The sequence below is a fragment of the Olsenella uli DSM 7084 genome (assembly GCF_000143845.1).
Taxonomy (GTDB): domain Bacteria; phylum Actinomycetota; class Coriobacteriia; order Coriobacteriales; family Atopobiaceae; genus Olsenella; species Olsenella uli.
Genome location: NC_014363.1, coordinates 516,748 through 537,871, shown reverse-complemented (window position 1 = coordinate 537,871; position 21,124 = coordinate 516,748). Strand labels below are relative to the sequence as shown.

Annotated in this window: 15 protein-coding genes and 1 pseudogene; 8 read left to right on the top strand and 8 right to left on the bottom strand. The window is 64.8% G+C overall.

Annotated features, from left to right (window positions below; all coding sequences use genetic code 11):
* Positions 1–246 precede the first annotated feature (246 nt).
* Together OLSU_RS02415 and OLSU_RS09830 are read right to left on the bottom strand one after the other, a co-directional pair.
* Positions 247–2,928: a cation-translocating P-type ATPase gene (locus OLSU_RS02415; RefSeq protein ID WP_013251356.1), complete on the bottom strand. Its 2,682-nt coding sequence runs from the start codon at positions 2,926–2,928 to the stop codon at positions 247–249.
* Between the two features lie 295 nt (positions 2,929–3,223).
* Positions 3,224–3,358, bottom strand: coding sequence for a hypothetical protein (locus tag OLSU_RS09830; protein ID WP_269083694.1), 135 nt, complete (start codon positions 3,356–3,358; stop codon positions 3,224–3,226).
* A gap of 126 nt (positions 3,359–3,484) precedes the next feature.
* On the opposite strand from OLSU_RS09830, the gene OLSU_RS02410 reads away from it, so the two are divergent.
* From OLSU_RS02410 to OLSU_RS02395, 4 genes are read left to right on the top strand one after another with little or no spacing between them, the layout of a single operon-like run.
* Positions 3,485–5,368 carry an oxidoreductase gene (locus tag OLSU_RS02410; protein WP_013251355.1) on the top strand — a complete coding sequence of 628 codons (1,884 nt, stop codon included), beginning with the start codon at positions 3,485–3,487 and terminating at the stop codon, positions 5,366–5,368.
* Between the two features lie 22 nt (positions 5,369–5,390).
* Positions 5,391–6,245 carry a PTS transporter subunit EIIB gene (locus OLSU_RS02405; RefSeq protein ID WP_013251354.1) on the top strand — a complete coding sequence of 285 codons (855 nt, stop codon included), beginning with the start codon at positions 5,391–5,393 and terminating at the stop codon, positions 6,243–6,245.
* A gap of 58 nt (positions 6,246–6,303) precedes the next feature.
* On the top strand, positions 6,304–7,155 hold the full coding sequence (locus tag OLSU_RS02400) for a MurR/RpiR family transcriptional regulator (protein WP_162260687.1): 852 nt from the start codon (positions 6,304–6,306) through the stop codon (positions 7,153–7,155).
* A 54-nt stretch (positions 7,156–7,209) separates the two neighbouring features.
* Positions 7,210–7,470, top strand: coding sequence for a hypothetical protein (locus OLSU_RS02395; protein ID WP_013251352.1), 261 nt, complete (start codon positions 7,210–7,212; stop codon positions 7,468–7,470).
* Here the strand turns inward: OLSU_RS02395 and OLSU_RS02390 are convergent.
* Genes OLSU_RS02390 through OLSU_RS02375 form a run of 4 tightly spaced genes read right to left on the bottom strand, consistent with a single transcriptional unit; the run spans position 7,467 to position 14,067 of the window.
* Entirely contained in the window at positions 7,467–11,225 is a 3,759-nt protein-coding gene (locus tag OLSU_RS02390) for an ABC transporter ATP-binding protein (protein WP_148219041.1), read from the bottom strand. The genes OLSU_RS02395 and OLSU_RS02390 overlap by 4 nt on opposite strands.
* A gap of 23 nt (positions 11,226–11,248) precedes the next feature.
* Positions 11,249–11,854 (bottom strand): MptD family putative ECF transporter S component, encoded by a 606-nt coding sequence (locus tag OLSU_RS02385; RefSeq protein WP_013251350.1) that lies wholly within the window; start codon positions 11,852–11,854, stop codon positions 11,249–11,251.
* A gap of 60 nt (positions 11,855–11,914) precedes the next feature.
* On the bottom strand, positions 11,915–13,333 hold the full coding sequence (locus OLSU_RS02380) for an ABC transporter ATP-binding protein (protein ID WP_013251349.1): 1,419 nt from the start codon (positions 13,331–13,333) through the stop codon (positions 11,915–11,917).
* Positions 13,330–14,067 (bottom strand): energy-coupling factor transporter transmembrane component T family protein, encoded by a 738-nt coding sequence (locus OLSU_RS02375; RefSeq protein WP_013251348.1) that lies wholly within the window; start codon positions 14,065–14,067, stop codon positions 13,330–13,332. Before OLSU_RS02375 ends, OLSU_RS02380 begins: the two co-directional genes overlap by 4 nt.
* Positions 14,068–14,194: 127 nt before the next feature.
* On the opposite strand from OLSU_RS02375, the gene OLSU_RS02370 reads away from it, so the two are divergent.
* Together OLSU_RS02370 and OLSU_RS09845 are read left to right on the top strand one after the other, a co-directional pair.
* Positions 14,195–15,181 carry a helix-turn-helix domain-containing protein gene (locus OLSU_RS02370; protein WP_222821444.1) on the top strand — a complete coding sequence of 329 codons (987 nt, stop codon included), beginning with the start codon at positions 14,195–14,197 and terminating at the stop codon, positions 15,179–15,181.
* 356 nt (positions 15,182–15,537) lie between these two features.
* Positions 15,538–16,449 (top strand): annotated as a pseudogene (locus OLSU_RS09845) (DUF4143 domain-containing protein); the annotation flags it as partial.
* Between the two features lie 137 nt (positions 16,450–16,586).
* On the opposite strand, the gene OLSU_RS09770 reads toward OLSU_RS09845, so the two are convergent.
* Both OLSU_RS09770 and OLSU_RS02345 read right to left on the bottom strand, forming a co-directional pair.
* Complete coding sequence (locus OLSU_RS09770; protein ID WP_013251345.1) at positions 16,587–17,381, bottom strand: nucleotidyl transferase AbiEii/AbiGii toxin family protein; 795 nt, start codon at positions 17,379–17,381, stop codon at positions 16,587–16,589.
* Positions 17,378–17,908: a type IV toxin-antitoxin system AbiEi family antitoxin domain-containing protein gene (locus OLSU_RS02345; RefSeq protein WP_013251344.1), complete on the bottom strand. Its 531-nt coding sequence runs from the start codon at positions 17,906–17,908 to the stop codon at positions 17,378–17,380. Before OLSU_RS02345 ends, OLSU_RS09770 begins: the two co-directional genes overlap by 4 nt.
* Positions 17,909–18,024: 116 nt before the next feature.
* On the opposite strand from OLSU_RS02345, the gene OLSU_RS02340 reads away from it, so the two are divergent.
* On the top strand, positions 18,025–19,806 hold the full coding sequence (locus tag OLSU_RS02340) for an MSCRAMM family protein (RefSeq protein ID WP_148219040.1): 1,782 nt from the start codon (positions 18,025–18,027) through the stop codon (positions 19,804–19,806).
* Positions 19,803–20,303 (top strand): prealbumin-like fold domain-containing protein, encoded by a 501-nt coding sequence (locus tag OLSU_RS02335; protein ID WP_041548826.1) that lies wholly within the window; start codon positions 19,803–19,805, stop codon positions 20,301–20,303. Before OLSU_RS02340 ends, OLSU_RS02335 begins: the two co-directional genes overlap by 4 nt.
* Positions 20,304–21,124: the final 821 nt, after the last annotated feature.

Below are 21,124 nucleotides of genomic sequence, written 5' to 3'. Positions count from 1 at the left end.
TACTTTCGCATGTTTACACAGGTAGATACCCATAAATTGCCAAAAGTGCCAAAAGTCCCTCAGGAGTTTTTGTTACTTGGACCTGCAAGTACCTGCGAATACCTGCGAGTACCTGCGGATAGGAACCTGTGGACAGATAGGAACGACCGGTAACCTACCACAAGTTACCGGTCGTTATGCTTATACGATGGCCGCGGAACCGCTGCACAATCGCACGCCCTGCACAGCCGCACGACCACCTCTGCCCTAACCGCGCCTCTCGCCCTTCTCGATCGAGCGCATGACGAGTTTCTCCAGCTCGACGATGGGGATGATCAGGATGGCCAGACCCATCGAGATGGCATAGTGCTCCAGATCCAGCTCGGCGAAGTCAAAGGCGACGGAGAGCGGGGTCTCGATCACGACGAAGGTCAGGAGCAGCGCAATCGCGAGGGACCCCCACAGCCACTTGTTCTGACCCTTGAGCGTGAAGATGGAGCCGCGCAGGCTGCGCATGTTGAGCGAGTGGAACATCTCGACCATCGAGAGCGTCAGAAACGCCATGGTCATGCCCGTGAGACCTGCCCTATCGCTGGCAACGACGTCCGCGACGGAGGCACCAACGGAGCTGATGCCGATGAAGTAGGCGGCGATCGTCAGCAGGGAGATGACGACGCCCTGGAAGATCGTGTCGGCACCCATCCCCCCGGCGAAGATGCCGTCCTTGGCGTCGCGCGGACGGCGTTCCATGATGTCCTTCTCGGCGCCCTCCGTCGCCATGGCGAGGGCGGGCAGCGAGTCGGTGATGAGGTTGATCCACAAGAGGTGCGTGGGCTCGAGGATCGTGAAGCCGACGAGCGAGGCCACGAAGACCGCAATCACCTCGGCGAGGTTGCTGGACAGCAGGAACTGGATGCACTTGCGGATGTTGTCGTAGATGCGACGGCCCTCTTCGACCGCGCCGATGATGGTGGCGAAGTTGTCGTCAGCCAGAACCATGTCGGCGACGTTCTTGGTGACGTCTGTGCCGGTGATGCCCATGCCGATGCCGATGTCGGCGCGCTTGATGGAGGGGGCATCGTTGACGCCGTCGCCGGTCATGCCGACGACCTCGCCCTCCTTCTTCCACGCGTCGACGATGCGGGTCTTGTGCTCGGGCTGGACACGGGCGTAGACGCCAAAGTCCGCGATGCGTTCGGTGAGCTCCTCGTTGGAGAGGCGGTCAAGCTCGGCACCGGTGATGGCCTGCCCACGCCCTTCGACGAGGCCCAGCTCGCGGGCGATGGCCACGGCGGTATCGACGTGGTCGCCGGTGATCATGACGACACGGATCCCTGCGGAGCGGGCCTCCTCGATGGCCGCCTTGACCTCGGGACGGACCGGGTCGATCATGCCGGAGAGCCCAACGAAGGTGAGGTCCTGCTCGAGGTAGGAGGCATCGTAGCTCTCGGGCTCGCTGTCGCCCCAGTCGCGGCGCGCCGCCGCCATGACGCGCAACGCGCGGTCGGCCATGGCCTTGTTCTGCTCCATGACCTGGGCGCGCAGCTCGTCGGTCATGGGGACGACGCCGTCCTCGGCCAGGTACCTGGTGCAGCGGGCCAGCACGACGTCGGGACCGCCCTTGGTGTGCTGCATGACGCCATCCCTGCCGCGAACCACGACGGACATCATCTTGCGGCCAGAGTCGAACGGGGCCTCGCCGATGCGCGGGCGGGACTGGGACAGGTGGGAGGTCGTGAAGCCCAGCTTGGCGGCGTCGGTCACAAGCGCGGCCTCGGTCGGCTCGCCGAGGGCGGCTCCGGTGGCCTCGTCCCACTTGGCGTCGGAGGCGAGCGCCATGGTGCGGACGTGGGAGGTGAGGTTCTCGGTGGCGTGCTCCACGACGGTCATGCGGTTCTGGGTGAGGGTGCCCGTCTTGTCGGAGCAGATGATCTGGGTGCAGCCCAAGGTCTCGACGGCCGAGAGCTTGCGGATGATGGCGTGACGCTGGCTCATCTTGGTGACGCCCATGGAGAGCACGATGGTCACGACGGCGACCAGTCCCTCGGGGATGGCGGCGACGGCAAGTGCCACGGCGACCATGAAGGTGTCGAGCACCAGGTCGAGGTTTGAGACGAAGCCCATGCCATGCTTGAAGAAGCCCGTGAGGAACACGACGGCGCAGATGATGACGACGAGGATGGTCAGGATGTGGGAGAGCTCGTCGAGCTTGACCTGCAGCGGGGTCTCCTCGTCCTGTGCCTCGGCGATGGCGCCGGCGATCTTGCCCATCTCGGTCTGCATGCCCGTCGCCACGACCACGGCACGGCCACGGCCAAAGACCACGGTGGAGCCCATGTAGCACATGTTCTTGCGATCGCCGAGAGGAACGTCGTCCTCGCCCTCGGGAAGGCTGATCGCGTCCGCGTGCTTCGTCACGGGCACGGACTCGCCCGTGAGGGCCGCCTCCTCGACCTTCATGGACGCGCTCTCGAGGATGCGGCAGTCCGCCGGCACGGAGTCGCCGGCCTCGAGGATCACGACGTCACCCACGACGAGGTCCTGCGAGTGGACCTCGACCTGCTTGCCGTCCCGGATGACCTTGCTCGTGGCGGCGGCCATCTCCTGGAGCGCCGCGAGCGCCTCCTCGGACTTGGCCTCCTGCACGACGCCGAGGACGGAGTTGAGGATGACGACGAACATGATGATGACCACGTCGGCGAAGTCGGCCTCGCCCTGCACCACGCTCGTTGCGGCCGAGATGACCGCAGCCACGATCAGCATGATGACCATGGGATCGCCCATCTGCTGGAAGAAGCGGATCCAGAGTGGGGTCCTCTCGGCCTCCTTGAGCTTGTTTGGGCCGTTCTGCCTGAGCAGCTCCTCTGCGACACCGGCACCAAGGCCCTGCTCGGCATCGGTTGCGCACTCCTCGAGCACGTCCGACGCGCTTACCAGGTACTCTCTCACGTTATGTCCCCCCTGGGTCTCGGACGGCCCCCTGCCGTCCTCTCTTCGCGCCTGGCAGATTGATGCCCGATCATAATTCCCCAGGAGGGGCAAGGGCTCACCAAGGCTGCCATGCCAGGCACCTCGTGGGCGCACCAATCGGCGCGCCCGTGCCTATTTATAGCATCTATCCCAAGGCGTCGCATCCCAAGGCGTCGCATCCCAAGGCGTCGTGCCGACTGCGACAAATCTGAACAGGCAAGACGTCCCCTCGCGGGGCAAACGCGACGTCCCTCGCGGGGCAGGCGCGGGGGACCTAGTGGGCGCCCACATCGCCCGATGTGGGGTTGTAGGCGGACCCGCCGCGTCTGGCGCCCATGACGTCAGCCTCGGTGAGCGCGATGGAGACCTTCCTCTCCCCCACTCCCCCTTGTCTGAAAAGCATTTTCATGTCGGAGGCACTTTCTCGCCTCAGAGCTGAAAGCAATTCAACAACTTGACCCCCAAGGGCTTCTCCCACCGACCCGTCACCTATCCTTGCCGGCAGAGGACGGCGATGCAAGGGAGGTGACAGGGCGTGTTCGAGCAGCTCCTTCGTCCGCTGAACGTCAACGGTATGATCCTGAGGAACCGCATCATCGCAACGCCGACGGGTGACGCCTTCGACGAGAAGGCCCTGGGCGGTGCGGCGCTCGTGGTGGCCGGGCACGCCATCGTCGAGCCTGGCAGATCGAGCTTCGCAAGCGAGGACGAGCCCTGGCCATTTGCGAAGTACGAGCGCGAGGCGACGCGCAAGCGCGTCCTCAAGGTCCACCAGGCGGGCTCCAAGGCCTCCATCGAGATCTTCCACGGAGGGCGCGAGTCGCGGGTGAGGGACTACGCAAAGGGCCCCTGCTCGCTCACCATGCCCGACGGTACCAAGGTGCGCGCCATGGACGAGGCCATGATGCAGGAGACGCTCGACTGGTACTCCCGGACGGTCGCGTCTTGCAGAAAGATCGGATTCGACGCCATCCTCCTCCACTTTGGTCACGGCTGGCTGCCCGACCAGTTCCTCTCTCCCTTCTACAACCACCGAAGCGACGAGTACGGCGGCAGCATCGAGAACAGGGCCAGGTTCCCCCTGCGCATCCTCGAGGCCGTCCGCAATGCCGTCGGGCCGCACTACCCTGTCGAGATGCGCATCAGCGCCTATGAGTGGGTCGAGGGGTCCATCGAGTTCCCAGACGTGCTCGCGTTCTCCAGGATGGCCGAGAGGTACGTAGACATGATCCAGGTCTCCTCGGGCATCGACAAGAACACCGTCGCGAACGTCCACTGCATCACCACCAACCTCGAGCCGGAGATGACCAACCTCGGCTGGGCACGCCAAGTAAAGCGGGCCGTGAGCATCCCCGTTTCGGTTGTGGGCGCGTTCATGACGCCACAGGTGGCCGAGGACGCCCTCGCCCGCAACGACGTCGATGCCGTCGCCTTTGGTCGCACGCTCATCGCCGACCCCGACTGGCCGAGGAAGGCCATGGAGGGCAGGCCCGAGGACATCGTTCCCTGCCTGAGGTGCAACAACTGCTACCACATCGCCTCGGACCACTGGAACGTGGGATGCTCCGTCAACCCGCACTACCACAACGAGTCCTTTGTCCCCAAGGGAATCGCCCGTGCCAACACAGGCCGCAACGTGGTCATCCTTGGTGCGGGACCAGGCGGCATGAGGGCGGCCATCACCGCCTTCGACCGTGGTCACCGCGTGACGCTGGTCGAACGCGAGGACGAGCCTGGCGGCATGCTGCGCTTCATCGCACGGGAGAGCCACAAGTCGGAGGTGGCGCGACTCCTTGGCCACTACAGGGCCCAGCTTGCCAAGAGGGACATCCGCGTGATGCTCGGTTGCGAGGCCACGCCCGAGCTTGTGCGCGCCCTCGAGCCTGAGGCGCTCGGCATCGCAATCGGCGCAACCGAACGCAGGCCCGCCATCGAGGGGATCGATGGGCCCAAGGTGCTGCTGGCAACCGAGGTCATCATGCGCGCCGACGAGCTCGAGGGACGCATCGTCATCCTCGGCGGCGGCTCGATTGGCTGCGAGCTGGCCCTCGAGCTTGCCGAGAGGGGCCGACAGGTGCTCGTCATCGAGATGGCCCATGCCTTGGCCGGCAATGCCAACGCCCTCTACCGGGAGGCGCTGCGCCAGAAGTTCGAGTTGCACCCCAACATCAAAGCGGCACTGGGCAACAGCTGCACCAAGGTCTCAGCAGAGCACGTCGAGTACGCAGATGACGCTGGCAGGAGGCAGAAGGCTGCATACGACCACATGATCGTCTCCGTTGGCCTCGCCCCCCAAACGGACCTGGTGGAAAGGTTCCACGGCATCGTCCCCGACACAGCGACCATCGGAGATTGCGTGAGGCCCTCGAGCATCATGAACGCAAACTTCGAGGGACACACCTTCGCACTGAACATCTAGAGGAAGGCAGGGAAGGAGAGTCATGGAGGACTACACGGAGCTCAACCGCGCGATCATCGAGGGAGTCGGCGGTGCCGACAATGTCGTCAACGTCATCCACTGCGCGACCAGGCTGAGGTTCACCCTCAGGGACGAGACCAAGGCCGACAGGGGCGCCCTCCAGGCGCTGCGGGGCGTCATCGGCACCCAGTCGGCCGCCGGCACCTTCCAGGTGCTCGTTGGCAACCGGGTGGACGACGTGTTCAGGCAGCTCGTCGAGCTTCCCGAGCTCAAGGAGCGTGGCATCAGGGAGTCCGAGGCCATAGGCGACCCTAGCGCCGCAAGGATCGGTCTCTTCGACCGCTTCACCCGCATGATGTCCGACGTCTACGCACCCTACATCCCCGTGCTCGCAACGGGCGGCATTGCCTCCGGCATCATCGGCCTGCTCGCCAACATGGGCGTCGTCGCCCCCGACAGCCTGACCTATATGACGTTCTACGCGATCTTCTACGCCCTGATCTACTTCTTCCCGATCCTGCTTGCCTTCACCGCCGGCAAGCACTTCAAGTGCAACCCCTACGTCGCCGCGACCCTCGGGGCTGCCATCATGTACCCAGGCGTCTCTGACTTGCTAGTCACGGGCGCAAGCGTCATCCTGCGCGACAAGAGGCTCATCGCCACGATGGTCGTCTCGGGGGCCTGCGGCGGGCTCGTGCTCGGCCTCGGGCAGGTCGCAGCCACCAACTTCGCGTTCTCTGGCATCCTCTCGTTTGGTGCATGGCTCGGCGCGAAGAACTTCCCCATGTACTGTCTGGGCATCGCCATATCACTCGTTGCGTCCTTCGCCTCGACGGCCATACTGCTGAAATCTGGTGGCATAAGGGACTTCGGCTAGCGGCACCTGTCCCATGCGGGATCCGCGTCACACGTCAGAAACGAGGCATACGATGATCATGGACGCGCTCAAAATGAAGGGCAGCCTCACCGCCTCCGAGGCCAAGATCGCGGATTACCTCCTCGTGAATGCCCACGATATCAGGAACCTGGGGATCTCGGAGCTCGCCAGAAGGACCTACTCCTCCCCCGCGACCATAACCCGCCTCTGCCGCAAGCTGGGCCTGTCAGGCTACCGTGACTTCCGCATCGTCTTTGCGGCAGAGCTCGAGGAGGCCTCCCGACGCAAGAGCGTCGACGCAAACCTGCCCTTCTCGGCCACGGACCCGCTTCGGGAGGTTGCCTTCAGCATGGCCAACTTGGCGGCGAGCGCCATGAACAACGCCCTCCAGGGCTTCGACTACCGCAGGCTCGAAGGCGTCGTGGAACGCATGGCGTCAGCGGATAGCGTCAACATCTACGCTGTCGGGGTCTCTGCCACCGCAGCCCTCGACTTCAAGCAGAAGATGGTCAGGCTGGGCAAGCAGACCAACATCGAGGAGAACTCGTCCCTGCTTCCAAGCTACGCCTTCCTTGGTGGAAAGGACTCGTTTGACCTGCTCGTCTCACACTCGGGTGAGACGCCCGCCATTGTCGAGTGCGTCCAGATTCTCCGGAGTCTGGGGAGGCGCACGCTCGCCATCACCGCACATCCGCAGAGCACGGTCGCACGCATGGCCGATGACACCATCCTCACCCACGTCGGCGAGGACAGCTCGTTCTCGACCAAGATCGAGGGCTTCGCGTCGTTCAACGCGGTGCACTTTATCCTTGACTGCCTCTACTGCTGGGTCTTCCAGCAAAACTACGAGACGAACGTCGGACGATCGAAGCAGAACGCACGACGCATCGCCGCAGTACGCCAACGCTGAGGGAAGCGGTGTGTCTCGCTCGAGAGACCGAGCGAGACAGTGGAGCCGCCCATCATGATCTCGTTTGGCGTGGTCTCTGGGGTCGGTTCGGCGATCGGCATCTTGGGGAACTGGTATGCCACCCATTCCCTAAACGTCCCCTCAGACGGCGGCGGCATGACCGTGGCCCACGCCCTTGGAGACGGCGGCGGAGGCCCCTGCGTGAAGGAGCCCAAGACCTCGGACTCGCCGAGGACCATACCGCCCACCGGGCACACCTCCAGCACGCTGCGGCTGGTGAGGGCGGGCACCGTACGCCGTTGCGAACCGCGTTAGCGCCTCTCGACGTTCCAGCCGGCGCTCTCGTGCTGCAGCTCCCACAGCCGGGCATAGAGGCCCTGCCGTTCGAGCAAAAGCCCATGGCTCCCTTCCTCGACAACGCGGCCGTCGTCGATCACCACGATATGGTCGGCCCCTGCCACCGTGCGCATGCGGTGGGCGATCACGATGACCGTCTTGCCGGCGCACAGGCGCCCCACGGCCTGCTGGACCAACGTCTCGCTCTCAGGGTCGAGCGAGGCCGTGGCCTCGTCGAGCAGGATCACCGGCGCGTCCTTGAGCAGGGCGCGGGCAATCGAGAGGCGCTGGCGCTCGCCGCCCGAAAGCGCTGCCCCGTTCTCGCCCAGCATGGTGTCGAAGCCGTCGGGAAGCCTGTCGATGAACTCGGTACAGCATGCCGTCTCCGCCGCGGCGCGCACCTCGTCATCGGTCGCGTCCTCGCGCCCGATGCGGATGTTGCCCGCCACCGTGTCGTCGAAGAGCAGCACGTCCTGGAACACCATCGAGACATGCGACAGCCACGATTCCTCGTAAAAACCCGCTATGTCGCGTCCGCCGCAGGTCACACGTCCCCCGCCGGGTATCCAGAATCGGGCCGCGAGCTGGGCGCAGGTCGACTTGCCCGAGCCGGACGGCCCAACCAGCGCCGTCACCTGCCCCTCGCGCGCGACGAAGCTCACGCCGTGCAGCACCTCCTTTTCCTCGTAGGCGAAGCGCACGTCCTCGAAGGCGATCTGATGGCTGTCCACCAGGACTTCCGCGTCGCCGCATGCCTCGGGCTCGTCCATGATGGCCCTGAGGCGCGCGGTCTTGGTCGAAAGGCTCAGCACGCTGGGCAGCTTGGAGACCAGCATGAGGATCGGCCCGTACACGCGCGAGGCGATGAGGAGGAACATGAGCAGCGTCATGAAGTCGACGCTGCCGCCCGCAAGCAAGGCGGTGCCGACGAACACCGTAAGCCCTACGCCCGAGCGCAGGATCGCGTTGGCGAGCGATACCGATAGGTCGACCGCCAGCTCGACTTTCATGGTCATGCGCTTGAGCGACAGGAGCGCCTCGTTCATCTCGTGCGATTTCTCGCCGACCATATGGCAGGCGCGGATGTCTTTGAGACCCTCGAGATAATCCTGGATGCAGGCGAGCGATTCGATGCGCGCATCCTGCTGGCGCTCGAACAGGCGCTTCTCGCGCCGATGGCTGGCAAGGACGATCAGCGCGGCGATCGGCAGCGTCACGAGCACGCAGAACGCAAGCATCCAGTTGAAGAACGCGAGCAGCACGCAGATCGCGACCGTCGAGACGCATCCGGCCACGAGCTGCGGCACCGTGCTCGAAAGCATCGTTTCCTGCGCGGTCACATCGCTCATGATGCGGTCGGCGACATCGGCGATCCCACGCCGGTTGAAGAAGCTCATGGGCAGCCGGCGCAGATGCTCGGCAAGGGACAGGCGCATCGATTCCGATTCGGTGTAGGCGGCGACGTACGTCTTCCTGTAGTCGTTCTTCGCGGCGATGAAGGTGACGACGAGGCCCGCGATGCCGCAGACGAACACCGCCCACAGCTTCCCGGCCTCGAACGGCTCGCCCGCGAGCGTTCCGACGAGGATGGAGAACGCGGCGACCGTGCACATGAACGGGATCATGAGCGACAGGTCGGTAAGGGTGCAGGCGACCGACGAGCGCGCCAGGCTCCTGTATCCTTCGTCCGAAAGGCTCAGAAGCCGCTTGAGCCACGGCTGCTTCTTGCCCGGGGCATCCTCGTCTCTATCGGCGCTTGCGGCGGCTGCGGATGCGGTCGTAGTAGCAGCGGCAGCGGACTTCGCAGCCACCGCCTCGGGCGGAAGGGCTGCGGCAGGCGGCGCCGCAGCGATTCGCGCGCCGCCGTCGGAGCCGATGCCCCAAGCGAGCGACTGCTCGTAGCGTTCCCACATCCGTGCGTAGGTGCCGCCCGAAGCGAGCAGCTCGGCGTGCGTGCCCTCTTCCGCCACCTTGCCGTCGTCCATGACGACGATCTTGTCGGCGCCGACCACCGTCGACAGCCGATGCGCGATCATCAGCACCGTCTTGCCGTCCATGAGCCCCTCGAACGCCTTCTGGATGAGCCACTCGTTCTCGGGGTCGGCGAACGCGGTGGCCTCGTCGAGCACCACGACAGGGGCATCCGAGAGGATCGCCCGTGCCAGGGCGATGCGCTGGCCCTCGCCGCCGGACAGATGGATGCCCGCGGCGCCCACGACGGTGTCGTATCCGGAGGGCAACCGCTCGATGAAGTCGTGCGCCTGGGCCGCCTTCGCCGCCGCGATCACGTCGGCGTCCGTGGCGCCGGCGCGGCCGCGGCGTATGTTGTCCGCGATGCTTTCGCGAAACAGGTGGAAGTCCTGGAACACCAGGCTCAGCTGTTCCATGAGCTCGTCGGATCCCATCGAGCGCACGTCGGCGCCGCCTATGCGGATGCAGCCGCGATCGACGTCCCAGAAACGCGCGAGGAGGTTCGCGAGCGTCGATTTGCCCGAACCGGACGGCCCGACGACCGCGCACACGCTTCCGGCGGGCACGGTGAAGCTCACGTTCTCGAGCGCTTGCGGGCCGCCTTCCTCGTACGCGAAGCTCACGTTCTCGAACTCCACCGAGGCATCGCGCGGGGTCTGCGCTTCGCCGGCGGAGGAAAGCCCGTCGAGCTTCAGCACCGAATCGATGCGGCCGATGCTCGCGCCGGCGATCATGGAGTCCTCGCTCACATAGAGGATCTTCTGGAACACGCTCGATATCGAATGCACGAACAGCAGGTAGAAGACGAGCGAGAGGACGAAGGCCGGCCAGTCGTCCGCTCCGGGGGCGAGCAGGATGCCCACTGGCAGGACGAACAGGTAGGCGCTGTTGAGCAGCGCGGTGAAGCCCGGCATGGAGTTCTGGAAGAAGAACGTGACGTCCAGCGCCAGCCCCGTGTAGTCCTTGACGGCCTCGGCGAGCTTCCTGAACGAGCGTGCGGTCTGCCCGAACGCCTTGACGACGCGCATGCCGCGCACGTATTCGACGGCGGCGTTGCCCATTTCCTCCTTGACCTGCTGGTAGCGCCCCATCTGGCTCATGAGGCGCTTGTCGGCGTAGCACGAGAACTGCACGATGCAGGCAACGGCGACCGCGACGATGGTCGCCACGCCGAAGCGCCAGTCGAACACGAAGAGCAGCACGATGAGCACGACGGGCGCGACGGCGGTGGCGGCCAAATCGGGGATCGAGTGCCCGATGAACTGCTCTATGCCGTCGACCGCCTCGTCCATGATCTTGGAGATGCGTCCCGTTCCCAGCCGGGCGACGTGCCCCAGCGGCACCTTGCCCAGATGGTCGACGATGCCGATCTTGATGCGGTACTGCGTGTCGAACGCAGCCGCATGCGAGCACAGCAGTGCGCACAGGTAGCACCCCACATCGGCGACGACTCCCGCCAGCGCCAGCATGCCGTAGCCCGAGAGCTGGCGCGCGTCGAGCGCAGACAGGTCCGGATAGACAGACACGATCGCCGATATCGTCGCATAGATGGCGACGTAGGGCACGAACGACGCCGCCAAGGACAGCGCGGCCAGCAGCATCGACAGCACGATGAGGGGCTTGCGCGGCCCGGCGAACGCCATGCAGCGCGTGAACACCCCGGGCCGTTTGGGCTGTCTGCCCTTGCCGTCCGCGGATCCGGCCGAGATCTTGCCTGCGACCCCGGCCGCAGGCTCGACCTGCATGGCATCCTGCTCTTTCATGCGGTCCACTCCCTTCCTGCTCCTTATGCGATGCCGGCGCGCTCGAAGTGCTTCTTGAAGACGGCGCGCCCTAGGAAGGCGCCGATGAGCGCCCCGACGATGGTGACGGCGGCGATGGCGGCGAACGTCTGGGGCGTCACGAACGAGAGCATCGACTCCATGTAGGACGGATCGATGTTGTTCGATCCCATGAGTGCGCGATAGTAGTCCTGATCCGCGAACATGGGGACGAAGATGCCGGCGGCCCAGCAGGTCTCGAACAGCGCGTAGCCGACGGCGATCCCCGAAAAGCGCCTGCGACCGACCGCTTTACGCACCAACTCGGAGACGCCGCCGCCGATCAGGAGGCCCAGGGCGACCGGCCAGCCGCTGCCGACGGCGAACACGACGATGGCGAAGACGGCGGCCATGACGAGCGACGTGCCCGCGCGTGGGATGCGCACGTGCATGTAGGTCCAGACGATGCCCGCGGGGATGGCCGCGATGGCACAGCAGCCGCAGTAGGCGATGACGCTTATCGAGGTGAGGCCGACGACGAGCATGCTCACGATCATGAAGAGCAGCGAGAAGACGCCGAGCGCGATGAGATCCCTCGAGGTGAGCTTCCTCTCTTCAACGTTTGCTTCCATGTGCGATGTCCTTTCTGCTTGCAGGTTCAGGTCTCTCTTGATGAAGCGCGTCTGCGCAGGTCATCCAAGCGTGATAATCCGATCGCATGCCTCCGAGAGCAGTTCGGGATCATGGGTTGCCACCACGACCGCTCGGCCTTCGTCCGCCAGCTCGCGCATGGTTCGCGCAAGTCGGCGCATGTTGTCCAGGTCAAGGCCGCTCGTCGGCTCGTCGAACAGCAGCGCGCGGGCGTCCGAGAGCGCAGCCAAGGCGCATGCGACGCGCTGCTTCTGACCGCCCGAAAGCGAGGCGGGATGGCGATCCGCAACCGAAGCCAGCCCGAATCGCTCGAGCATCGCGTCGGCGCGTGCAGGGTCGATGCCGCCCTCGACGCGGGGAAGCGTCGTGAGCTCGTCGCGAACCGTCGGTCTGAACAGCTGATAGTCGGGGTCCTGCATTACTAGGAAGACATTGTCCGCGCGCTTCCTGGGAATCGTAACGGCCCCGTCGATGCGCACGTGCCCCAGCACCTCGGGGTGCACGCCGGCCAGGCATTTGAACAGCGTGGACTTGCCCGTCCCGTTCGGCGCTACGACGCCGGTGACGTGCCCGGCCTCGAAGCCCGCGGTCACGTTGCGCAGCACCTCGTCGTCGCGGTCGTACTCCGCGACGACGCCGCGCGCCTCAAGTGCCGGAAACGCCGACGTCGCACCGATGCGAAGCCGTGCGACGAGATCGGCCGTGCGCGGCGGTGCCGGCGAGCGCAGGCCCATACGGGTGCGTTCCAGGGCAGAGAGCGCTTCGAACTCGCTCGGGGTCCATGCGTGCGCGACCCGACCCTCTTCGATGAGGACGTACGTGTCGGCGGCATCTGAGAGGTAGGCCAGGCGATGCTCGGCGACAAGCACCGCGGAACCCGCGGCCTTCGCCTTGGCGATGAGTGCAGCGAGCCGCTCCATGCCGACGGGATCCAGGTTGCTCGACGGCTCGTCGAGCACGTAGGCCCTTGGCTCGCAGACCGAAACGCTTGCGAAGGCGATCGACTGCATCTGGCCGCCCGAGAGCTTGAAGATCGAGCGATCGAGCAGGTCGGTCGCACCCAGCTCGTCTGCCACGCGTGCCACGCGCGCATGCATCTCGTCGCGCGGGACGCCCAGGTTCTCGAGGGCGAAGGCGATCTCGCCCGTCGTGTCGAGGTTGAAGAACTGCGTGCGGGGGTTCTGAAACACGCTGCCTATATGCTCGGCGAGCTGCCATTCTTCGAATTCGTCGACGTTTCGCCCTTCGACGCGCACCGCGCCTGTACGCCTTCCCTCCCAAAAGCCGCCGGCCAGCCCGTTGGCAAGGCGGGTCAGGGTGGTCTTGCCGCAGCCCGAGCGCCCGCACAGGACCACGCACTCCCCTGCCTCGACCGCAAGCGAGACCTTCTTCACCGAGGCCTCGTCGGCGCCTGCATACGTGAACGACACGCCCTCGAACTCGATGACCGGCACGCTCATACGACCAGGCCGCCTTCGAAATACGCTTTGGCGGCGGCGACGCCGGCGCACCAGGCGACGGTGCTCGCCAGCACGGCGACGTCGGCCGCCGTGATGCGGATGGGGCTGTACGACGTGCGGAGGCCCGGCCGGTCGATGCCGCGCGCCACCGCCGACGCCGCGAGCTCGTCGGCTATCTTCGCGCAGCGCAGCATGAGGGGCACCAGCAGCGATTCGAACGTGAGAACCGGGTGCGCGACGACGTTGCGCGGCGAAAGGCCCAGCCCGCGCAGGTGCATCGAGGTGAGCACGGCGCCGGCCTCCTGGCCGAGCGTCGGGAAGAAACGGACGCACACCGCGAGCGGCACCACCAAAGCGCGCGGCAGGCGCAGACCATACAGCGCCGCCGTGAGGTCTCCGATCTTGGTCGACGACACGAACGCTGCGGCGAACAGGAATACCGGCATGCACGTGCGCGCCAGCAGGACGGCCGAGCCCATGGCCCCCGACACGCTCCGCGGCAAGGACAAGGTGACCCAGAAGACGAGCATGATGAGCACATAGCTTGCCGCGAACGACAGCGCCATCTTCCTCCGCCCAATCGCGAAGGTCAGCATGCACGCGAAGGCGAAGACCATGCTGCCCCACGCGAAGTCTTTGACGAACGCGCCGGTGACGATGAGCGCAAGGAGCACCGCAAGCTTGGTGCGCACGTCGAGACGGCTGCAGAGTCCGTTGTCGTCGGTCAAAGCCACTTGTCGCCCTTTCGCTCTCCGCGTGGCCCATTGGGTGTATCATGAGGATGTTAGCTATCGCTAACTGTCGCTGACGAGGCTCTCGGAGGAAAAGGACTCTACGGGCATGCATCGCGTCCGATCGCAAATGTCCGACCCCGACGTCCCCGGCGGATCCTGGGCTGGCTCGCTCTTTACCGCCCCTCTGGCGAATGTCGGGCTCGTCCCCTCGCACGAGAACCCACGAGGCTGCGGCGTGTTCTTCGCGGGCGACGGGGAGGCTTCTGAGGGCTGGTACCACGCGTGGTCGCTCGATCGAGACCTCGTCGTGGCAAGCTGCGACTTCAGGCTGCTCAAACGAGTTCCATTCGCATTCGATTTCACCAACTACTTCGCGATTCGCCACGAGAGCGCCGGCATCTTCCCGCCAGCGCAGGTCATGGCGTTCCTGGAGACCAGGCCTCGCACCGGTCGCGTCGTGATGCCGACGGGCACGCACGTCGCCTACACCGAGATCGAGTACTACGACGGGTATTTCGAGAAGGCGTTCGGCAGCGGGTGCTCCGAGTCGTTGGCCCACCTTTCCGCATGCCTTGGCGCAATGCGCGGCGAGGGCATGTGGGACCCGCAGATTCCGCGCCTGCTCGAGGCGATCGGCGGCACCGAGGCGCACGGCAGGGCGGCCGAACTGCTTTTCGCGGGTATCGCGAACGAGGTGATGGGGCGTATGCTGGCCATGGAGGACCGTTTTTCCGAGGCGGTCGACGACGGGGACCGCCGGGCGATCGTGCTCGTGGCCGACCACATCCGGGCCAACATCGACGCCCCGCCCCGTCTCGGGGAGCTCGCCGACATGGCGCAGATGGGCACGACCAAGTTCAAACGGCTCTTCCGGCAGCTGACCGGGACCACCACCACCGAGTTCATCGCGACAGAGCGCGTCGAGCGGGCGAAGCGGCTGCTCGCCTCGAGCGAACTGAGCGTCGGCCAGATCGCGCGCATGTGCGGCTTCGCGCGCGCGACGAGCTTCTCGGCGCTGTTCTCGAAGCGCGTCGGAACGCCTCCCCGCACGTTCCGCAAGCTCGCGCGCGTCGCGTTCTCGGACGATCCGGTCCGAGCCGTCGAGCTGCGCTGACAGGCGGGGCGGGCCGCACGGCGCGACTACATCCGACCTCACCGCGACGTCACGACAGTCGATCACCTGGGAGAACGGTCGCTCTTCGGCGTCTTGGCTTCATATTGTTCGACATGTCGGACATCCGGAACTATGTGCCAAGCGATGTAATCGGCACCACGATGACCCCGTCGGGCCTCCTGAATGCCGCATTTGACATTCCGCAGATGACGCATAGGAACGAGGGGCTCGACCCCGTCTCCGCATTGAATTTTTTCCTGAGGGCCAGCAGCTCCGCCGCGGCGGCCTCAACCTGGTTGAACCCGACCTTGTGAAGCAATCGAGGTAGTCGGCGATCATGTTGACGGAAGCCTCATATGCAGCGTCGCGGTCTTCGGCGTATTCCTCCATGTCCCTCTGCAACGACCTCATCGAAGTCATGTTGCTCTCCGCGCGCCCCAACGCCCGCAAAAGCGACTGGACCTTCCTCGCATCCCTCTTCTTGCCATCGCTTCTTTCCATATCGTCCGGCACGTTCCTCAGATAATCCACCGGAATCTGCATGGCCTCGCCCAAGTCCATGCCCCGGCTTCCGGGCCACCCGCCCCTCACAATATAGGAAGGAGGCCCTATGCCATGCGCGGGACTGCTTCGCGGAGTCCCGGCCCGTCATAGAACCCGTTCATCAACGAATGCTATCCCTCTTCCATCTCTACCTCATGGTGGGTGGCATGCCGGCGGCAGTGACGCGCTTCCTGGAGACCGACAGCATCGCCGAAGTGAAGAAGGTCCAGGACGACATCGTCAGGCTCTACCGCGCCGATATATCCAAGTACGCCCGCTCACGCAGGCTGGTGATCCGCGAGATCTTCGATCAGATTCCCTCCCAGCTGGACTCCCAGTCGAAGAGGTTCAACTTCTCAGCCCTGGCTCCCAAGGGCACCTACGAGCGCTACCAAGAAGACTTCATGTGGATCGTGGATGCCGGCGTGGCCAACGCAGTCGTCAACGTGACAAAACCCCGCCATCCCCTCAAGATGGCGGAAAACCGTGCCTTCTTCAAATTGTTCGCCAACGACGTGGGCCTGCTCAGCGCCATGTGCGGCATGGAGGTACCAAAGGGCATCGTCAGCGACAACCTGGGCGTCAACTATGGATCGATTTATGAGAACGCCATCGCGCAGGAGCTCAAGGCCCATGGACACCGACTTCGCTTCTTCAGGAAGAAAGGGGTCGGGGAGCTCGACTTCGTGACGGAGCGTAAAGGCTGCCATGTGCTGCCTATCGAAGTGAAAAGCGGCAAGACCTACAAGAGACACAGCGCCCTGGATAATGTGATGAAGGTAGAGAACTACCGCATCGATCAGGCCGTCGTGCTCTGCGAGGCGAATGTGCACGTCTCGGGCAAAGTGGCTCACCTTCCCGCCTATATGGTCATGTATGTCACTGCGAGCTCGACATCATCGACGACGTCGAGCTCGCCTGACTGCTCACGGTACAGGTCGTTCCAATCGGCACTTCCATCGATCTTCGGTGGCCAGGATTGCATCTGGCGATAGGCGAAGAGGCGCTCACAGACAGAGCGGGTCTTCGCGTAATCGACGTCGCACCCTGCCACGAGCAGTTGCAGATCGATGAGGTCGTGCGCGCGTCTGCTGCCGGGCTCGCTCAGCCCGTGGAGTTTCTGGGCTATCTGGTGGGAAACAGGCATGAGGGGAACGGGACCGGGGCTGGGCAGCCCGATGGACTCGAACATCTCCACGACGAAGCGGGGAAGGCAGAGGTCAGGTTCGTCGGCATCCCCTATCTCGTTGTGGCCGACTTCAAGGTCGACGGTTACCCAGGGCTTGCCGTTGTAGTCGAGCTTTACGGCAAACGGTTGCATGACGTAGGCTGCAGGCACCCCCTCGGGCGACGCCGGTTCGCGTGTCACGACGCGGCCGGTGAAGCCCTCCCAGCCTTCGGCAAGCGAGCTCCGGAGGCGTGCGATCCAGTCCTCCAGATCTGACGCCCTCGCGACGTCGAGATCGGTGGTGTAGCGTGTGGCGCCCTCGCCGAGGCGGAGCTTTATGGAGCTGCCACCCTTCACGGCACCGTCGGGAAGCATCTGGCCGACTATGACGTTCGCGATGGTAGCTCGGGCCCTCGTGAACGAGCGACCGCGCCCGAACGCCCTCTCTATGGCAACGTCGAGGTTCCTCCTGCTGTTCGGCTTCTTCATGACCCCTCGACTTCTTCTATCAGCCTGCCGTACTCCACCTCATCGACGTAGCCCTCGCGCCTAGCGGCCCCCGCCGCCTGCACGAGCCTCTCGGGCATCATCCTGCCCCTGCAGGCCCGTATGGCAGCTTCGGCTGTCTGAGAGGATATGCCGTCGTAGGCCGTCGTCCCCATCCCGTCCCCGCGTTCCACGACGAGCCCGTCAGGAAGCCTTCTGCGGATGCGCCCAGGAACGGCAACATGGAGGCGGCTCGGGTTGGTGGGCGCAAGGCCGAGCATAGCGATCACGGATTCGCCGAAAAGATACGCCCCAGGCCCGGCGAGAGCGACCGCGAGCGCGTAGGGATCATTGTCCTCCGGAACGCGCCTTGCCAGACGGTAGAGCCCGTGACCGACCCTCTCGAGGCGTCCGCGCCTCGCGTATTGCACGAGCTCGTTATTGGTGACGCCGAGCTCCGCCGCGCGCGCGGACGTGATGAGCCCGTGGCTATCGACTGCCTCCTCGTATATGTCATCGAACTTCGTCATGCCAATAGTATAACGGAAACATAATAGTATTGCTGAAAAGGCTATCGACGGACTGTCATGCGGAACGCCTCGTCTCTCCCCGCAAGGCCTTCCCGACCTGCGCGGTGACCTGGACGGTGGACTTCCGCTTCGACGGAGGGACGTTCTCCATCGCCGGCGAGTCCTCGGTCCTGCTCTCCGAGGTCTTCTCCCGCCTGTCGGTGGGCCGCGAGGCCTCCGACGTCGTCTCCTGCGAGTTCAGCGACCCGGCCCTCCTTTCCGTGGGGCGGGAGGGGGACGACTGGAGGCTGGCGTCGCTCGCGCCCTTCTCCACCGAGGAGAGGCTCTCCTGCACGTTCCCGGACGGCGACGTGGTCGAGATCAGGGTGACCGACGCGACGATAAACAATGGCGGGAGCAAGGTCGTGGTGGCAGGGAACCACGACGATTACATGTCGTCTTTCGCGTTCACCGATGCGAGGATCGATCCGGGCAAGATAAACACGGCAACGCATGGACCGAGCGGCAGCACGTATTCCTTCGCGTCTTCAAATCCAAACCTGGTTCTTTCAACCTCCGATATCACAGGCCAGGGAGACACGGTGCATGCAATTTGCTGGACGGCGCCGATCACCCAGAACGCCTCGCCGAACGCGACGGCTACCCTGCTCTTCTACGATGCCGCAGAGTTTTCAGACGGGTCGCACGGAGATGTGAGAATCCAGCTGACGATCGAAGACTTCGTGATAAATGACGCGCTGGTAAGCAGCTATCCCACGCAGACGTTTGTCTGGAACGGACACGCCCCCTGCCTGTTCGCCTGGAACGGCACCGGGAGGCCGATGAATTCCGGAATAGGGATTCAAACGAAAGTCGATATGCAGGTCTTGAATAAGGACGGCACCGAGCATGTAGGATCCAAGTTAATCTGGCAGCAGAACGAGATCGACGGCCCCGACGCGGTGTCCTACGCAACGTCCACATTTGCGGGTGCCTATTGCGAGGGCTTCGTCATAGATTACGGAGCGCAGTCTAAGGCATACATCCCCCGGACGTCGGGGGTCGCCGTGGACATAGCGGGGTCAAGCGCGACGCCCGACGCGAACGGACTGTGGATACGGGCCTCCCAAAACTCCCCGGCGACGACCGCCCAGTACGGCGCCGCCGCAAACTGCTTCTCCATGCTGGCGGGCTCCCATGTCATAGAGAGGTTCCGCGCCTCCGGCGCTCACGGGGGCGGGTTGATAACGAAGGCCGTTGCGATCAAAGCAGCGCCGTATTACAGGGCCTACAACAACGGCACCCTTTCCGGATGGGTGCTCGGTTCGACAGGTGGCGGCATCCAGATCCACGACTACGCAGATCAAGCGTGGTTGAGCTGGTCTGTGGGAGCGGCGGCATCCACCGGGTATCTGACGAGGTATGCAGGGAACGGGAAAGCGGTTCCGTTGAACGCGGTCCCATCGGAGGGGTTCTACCGTTCCGATGTCACCTACAATGGCGCGACGATAAACAGCACGTTCAATTCCTCAAACAACTCCTTCTACATAAACAGTCTAAACGCCGATGGGTTCGTAGAAGCGTACTACACCCCTGTCACCGGCACCGTCACCATCAAGAAGGCCGACGCGTCGACGGGCGAGCCCCTGGCGGGCGCCGAGTTCACGTGCTCGGGAACCTCCAGCGTCCACGGCGCCTTCTCGCTGACGTCCGCCGACAACGGCGACGGCACCTACACCATCGCCAACGTCCCCTACGGCAGGGCCTCCGACGCCTACACGGTCTCCGAGACCCGGGTCCCGGCGGGATACGAGGCCGCCCCCGACCAGACGGTGGCGGGCGACGCCTTCGCCGCCGCCGGCGCCGTCGTGGAGCTCTCCTTCGAGGACGCGCCTCCCAGGCCCCCTTCTCCTTCGTGAAGGTCGACAGGGACGGCGCGCCGCTGGCCGGCGCCGCCTTCGAGCTCTACGCCTGCCCGGCGGGCTGCGACCACTCCCTGTGGCCGCTGGCCTCGGCCGCCTCGGAGGCCGCGGGCTGCTGGGTGGTCTCGTCGCCCTTCAGGCGCGCCGTCTCGGGCCCCGACGGGACCGTGGACTTCGGGGAGCTGCCGGCGGGCGCCTGGATGCTCGCCGAGACCGAGGCGCCCGCGGGGCTCGCGGCCCCCTACGGGCAGTGGCTCGTGGAGGTCGACCCCAGGGCCGACCCGAGGGTCAGGATCACCGCCCACGCCTCGCCCGCCGGCGACATGCCGCCGGCGTTCAGGCCCGGGCCCGGCGCCGGCGCCCTCGCGCTGCCCAACTACCCGAACGTCTCCATGCCCAGGGCCGGGGGCCGGGGCGCCCTGGCGGCGACGGCCGCGGGGGTCTGCCTGATCGGCGCCGCGGCCGCGCTGGCGCTCTCGAGGAGGCGGGCGTAGGGGGCGGGGCCGCGTCTGATATGTAGGCTTTCCTGTCGACGATGCGCGTGGGCGCGCCGGTCCTCCATCAGAATACTGTCGACAAAGGGCTTGTACAGGTCGAGCACCGAGGGGTGCCCTTGGGCCCTGGACACCTGGGACGAGAAGTCGTCCATCGCGATATGCTTGCGAGTCGTCGGCTGCGAGATCCCCGTCCCGCGATGGATTTCCGCGTTGGACAGCCACTTGCGGGACATCTCCCTTATATTCTTATCATTGGCATGCCGATCATCCTTCCGGCCTCCTATGCGATCGTCAGTTGGTAACTGCAACCGCAACGGTAGGGCTAGCTGGTCGGCATGCCTTTGCCATTCGTGAAACTTTTCCCTGCCATAGCTGAAAGGTGATGCCGCCAAACTGGCAGCTTCCTTCTCGTCCTTGCGGGAGCTCTTTCGATCGAAGCACTGATTCTCCCGTTCGGTAGAGAAGAGCTCAGGATCGTCGCGGGCGATTGGCTGTTGCTCGTGCCTTCCTAATACTTGGTGGGGAACATCCTACCGCGCGCTCAACCCATCCCCGCTGCATCTCCGAGAAAGGGCTGCGTCTCGATTTTGCCGCTTTTTCACTTGATCGATAATTGCTTTGACGGTCGGTGTGACGGCCAAATGACATTTGGAGTCTCTGAGGAAGGTGGCAGAGAGCCGACGCGACAAGTCCTTCGACGCGCTGGCGGCCAGGCACTCGGTTAGCCGGGACGTACTCACCGAGACAGGCGTCGCGTCCGGTGACCGATGCTGGCAGCATCACGTTCGCAGCGGAGCGGCTCTCTATCTGTATGAAAT

Coding starts and splice junctions, on each gene's coding strand:
- OLSU_RS02370 (WP_222821444.1), top strand. CDS start 14,195: ATGTCCGACCCCGACGTCCCCGGCGGATCCTGGGCTGGCTCGCTCTTT.
- OLSU_RS02345 (WP_013251344.1), bottom strand. CDS start 17,908: ATGACGAAGTTCGATGACATATACGAGGAGGCAGTCGATAGCCACGGG.
- OLSU_RS02380 (WP_013251349.1), bottom strand. CDS start 13,333: ATGAGCGTGCCGGTCATCGAGTTCGAGGGCGTGTCGTTCACGTATGCA.
- OLSU_RS02390 (WP_148219041.1), bottom strand. CDS start 11,225: ATGAAAGAGCAGGATGCCATGCAGGTCGAGCCTGCGGCCGGGGTCGCA.
- OLSU_RS02385 (WP_013251350.1), bottom strand. CDS start 11,854: ATGGAAGCAAACGTTGAAGAGAGGAAGCTCACCTCGAGGGATCTCATC.
- OLSU_RS02400 (WP_162260687.1), top strand. CDS start 6,304: ATGGACGCGCTCAAAATGAAGGGCAGCCTCACCGCCTCCGAGGCCAAG.
- OLSU_RS09770 (WP_013251345.1), bottom strand. CDS start 17,381: ATGAAGAAGCCGAACAGCAGGAGGAACCTCGACGTTGCCATAGAGAGG.
- OLSU_RS09830 (WP_269083694.1), bottom strand. CDS start 3,358: ATGAAAATGCTTTTCAGACAAGGGGGAGTGGGGGAGAGGAAGGTCTCC.
- OLSU_RS02395 (WP_013251352.1), top strand. CDS start 7,210: ATGATCTCGTTTGGCGTGGTCTCTGGGGTCGGTTCGGCGATCGGCATC.
- OLSU_RS02405 (WP_013251354.1), top strand. CDS start 5,391: ATGGAGGACTACACGGAGCTCAACCGCGCGATCATCGAGGGAGTCGGC.